Genomic DNA, 2,699 nt, shown 5'->3' with positions numbered 1-2,699 from the left:
TCCGTCTTCGTGCAGGGGCAGGACGCCGACCCCGCCGGGATGTTTCACCACCTGGTAGAGGTGCCACCCCTTGTCGCCGAACTTCACCTCCATCTGTTCCACGTCCACCACGAGACCCCGGAAAAGGGTCGTACGGTTTCTAGTTTCCATGCCGGTCCTGTGCCCTCCTTCGGGGCGGTCACCGCCGTTTTCCCCGAAGCATACCAGAAGGGCCTAAGAACAGGGACGTTCCTTCTAAGAACTCTTCCCCCCCTGCGGCGGGTGCCGTGGTCGTGCACCCGGCGGCGAGTGCCGGATCCCGGGGTCCCTGGCTCGCCGGCCTCCAGAGATCCATTCCCTCAGATCCCGGCATTCGAGGGCCGCTGCATCCACTCCGGCTTCGTTGCCCGCCCTCACCGTACCGCGGCGGGTACGCGTCGGCCGGGCGCCTCGCCGGAAGCGGCGCATCGACCCTCTCGGTGCACGGTCTCTTCAGGAACGGACCTCTGGAAGCCGGGGGTCTCCGTTTTCAAATGCTCGCGACCTTGCGCCCGCTCGCTGCCGGTTCCGCTCGACGCGATTCCCTCCTCGCTCCACAGGCCGCCTCGTCGACCCCCCCGCATCGCCTAGGGTCCCCGGTTGCCGGCGCAGCAAGCCGAAGGAGGAGGGGCGCAGCGAGGTTAAGCGCAGCCGTGCAGGTTCCCCGCACGGCGAGCCACGAGCGGAGCCCCCCTCCGAGGCTGCGGAGCGATACCCGCGGCCACTTGACATCAGTGGAGAAGTGTCCCCCCCAGCGTTGAGGAGTGTCCCCGCCCACGGCATCGTTTCGTCCCCGAAAAGCATCGCATGGGAAACAGGAAGACGGGGGAAGGAGGCACACCATGTCGGTGCGAAACAATGGCAAGGTCGTGGGGATCCTCACACTGGTCGTAGGGGCGATGATCGGGGCGGGGATCGCCCTTCTGTTCGCCCCGCATTCGGGGGAAAGAACACGCAGGGAAATCTCGCTGACCGCCAGGAAGGTGGGGCGCCGGGTGAGACGGGCGGCGCGCGATTTCTCCGACGACGTGTCCGGCCTGGTCGACGGTCTGGAACAGAGTGCCGGGGAATTGCGCGAAAAGGGGAAGGAGATGGCGCACGACGCGAAGCGGGGTCTTCAAGACACCCTCGAAGCGGGCGAGGAAATGCTGGTCAGGCAAAAGGAAAGACTGGCGAATATTCGCGGGTAAGAGGTCTTGCGGAATGTGCGGGGCGTCTTCCCGGGAAGGCGCCCCGCAGAAAAAGGCCTCGTTTATCCCCTCGCGCCTTTCTCGTGGCGGACCGGGCAGCCTTTCAGGACGCCTGGACGACCGGGACTTCGAGACGGTCCACAATCCCCCTGAGGAGCGCCTCCCTGTTTTTCAGCCCCTCTCGCATCGCACGGCTGTCCGTCCGCGCGATCTCCATGAGGAGGTCCGAAAGGTCCGCGTGCAGGATTTCCTTCATCAACTTTGTTTCGGGTCCCGTTAGCCGAAGTTCCATGGGGCACCTCCTGTACATGGGGTTGGTCCGCGCCGTTGCCGTACTCTTCCCATGGTCCCCGTCTACGTTTTCAATATATCCCGATCCCGCCACGACCGGGAGGTCAGTCCCTCGGACAGGCGGCCCCGGTTTCCATTCCCCGCCCGTTCCGGGAGTCGTTCCCCCGGACGATGGCCAGCAACGTTTTTCTTCCCTCCGGGGCAAGCCCGAATCCGTCGATCTCGGCCGTAAGCCCCGCGTAGGTCCCGTGGCCCCCCAGGTACCCGTTGAGCCGCGCCGCCGCGGTGGAGGAGACGAGGTCCTTGGGGTCGGGGTATGCGGCCAATAGCCCCTTCATCAGCTCCGGGTGACGCCGGAGCTGGAATTTCTGGTGGTACTCCTCTGCCGGGGTGAAAACGGAGGCGGGGAACATCCCGGTGTGGACGGCACGCCCGATCCTGCGGGCTTCCCGGTCCCTCGTGCGTTCCGCCACGAGTTTCTGTCCTTCGTCGTGGTAGAAGATCGCCGCCATGTACTGGCGGCTCCACGGGCGCGAGGCGGGATCGTGGCTCGCCCAGAAGATCTCCAGAAGCTTCTCGTAGGAGATCCGGGACGGGTCGTAGACGACTTCGACCGATTCGGAGTGGTTGCCCAGGCTGTGATACGTCGGGTTCCTCGTCGTCCCCCCCGCGTAACCGACGCGGGTCCTGACCACTCCGGGAAGACTCCCGAACCGGGAGTCGGGTCCCCAGAATCAGCCCAGGGCGACCGTCGCCGTCTCCGTAACGGTGGGGGCGGAGGCGTCGATGGGTGGAACCGCCGCGCCGGACGATGCCGTTGCCGGTGTCCCGGTCATGTTCTTTCCTCCCTTGAGCCCCAGCAGGGCCATTCCCGCAAGGAAGGCGATCGTGATTCCCCCAATCCCTTTCCCGACGGTGGATCCCATGCGTGATCTCCCTTGCGCAATGCGGTTGATTCGCCCGGATGTCCTTGTTCATTAGACAGCGCTTCCCTACCCGCCGTTTCGCGAAGATTGCCGGATGGAGGCGCCGCTTCCCCGGGATAGAATGGATTGCCATGTTCGACGTCGTCGGAATCGGGCTGAATGCGATCGATTACCTGTGCTGCGTTCCGCGCTACCCCGTGCCGGGGGAGAAGCTCCGGATGACCGGTTTCTCGAGGCAGGGAGGGGGGCAGGTGGCCACCGCCCTCGTGGCGCT

At 65.4% G+C, this 2,699-nt stretch carries 4 protein-coding genes and 1 pseudogene; 1 reads left to right on the top strand and 4 read right to left on the bottom strand.

What is annotated here, in order from left to right:
• Positions 1 to 860 precede the first annotated feature (860 nt).
• Positions 861 to 1,208 (top strand): YtxH domain-containing protein, encoded by a 348-nt coding sequence (locus tag VJ307_01785; protein HJX72858.1) that lies wholly within the window; start codon positions 861 to 863, stop codon positions 1,206 to 1,208.
• A gap of 103 nt (positions 1,209 to 1,311) precedes the next feature.
• Here VJ307_01785 and VJ307_01780 read toward each other — a convergent pair whose 3' ends face one another.
• From VJ307_01780 to VJ307_01765, 4 genes and pseudogenes are all read right to left on the bottom strand, one after another.
• A complete protein-coding gene (locus VJ307_01780) occupies positions 1,312 to 1,500 on the bottom strand; it encodes a hypothetical protein (protein HJX72857.1) in 189 nt (62 codons plus the stop codon).
• A gap of 103 nt (positions 1,501 to 1,603) precedes the next feature.
• Entirely contained in the window at positions 1,604 to 1,837 is a 234-nt protein-coding gene (locus tag VJ307_01775; protein ID HJX72856.1) for a hypothetical protein, read from the bottom strand.
• Between the two features lie 24 nt (positions 1,838 to 1,861).
• Positions 1,862 to 2,221: pseudogene (locus VJ307_01770) on the bottom strand (peptide-methionine (S)-S-oxide reductase).
• A 12-nt stretch (positions 2,222 to 2,233) separates the two neighbouring features.
• On the bottom strand, positions 2,234 to 2,425 hold the full coding sequence (locus VJ307_01765) for a hypothetical protein (protein HJX72855.1): 192 nt from the start codon (positions 2,423 to 2,425) through the stop codon (positions 2,234 to 2,236).
• Between the last annotated feature and the right edge of the window lie 274 nt (positions 2,426 to 2,699).

It is taken from the genome of Candidatus Deferrimicrobiaceae bacterium (genome assembly GCA_035256765.1).
Classification (GTDB): domain Bacteria; phylum Desulfobacterota; class Deferrimicrobia; order Deferrimicrobiales; family Deferrimicrobiaceae; genus CSP1-8.
This window is presented reverse-complemented; position numbering and strand designations above follow the sequence as displayed.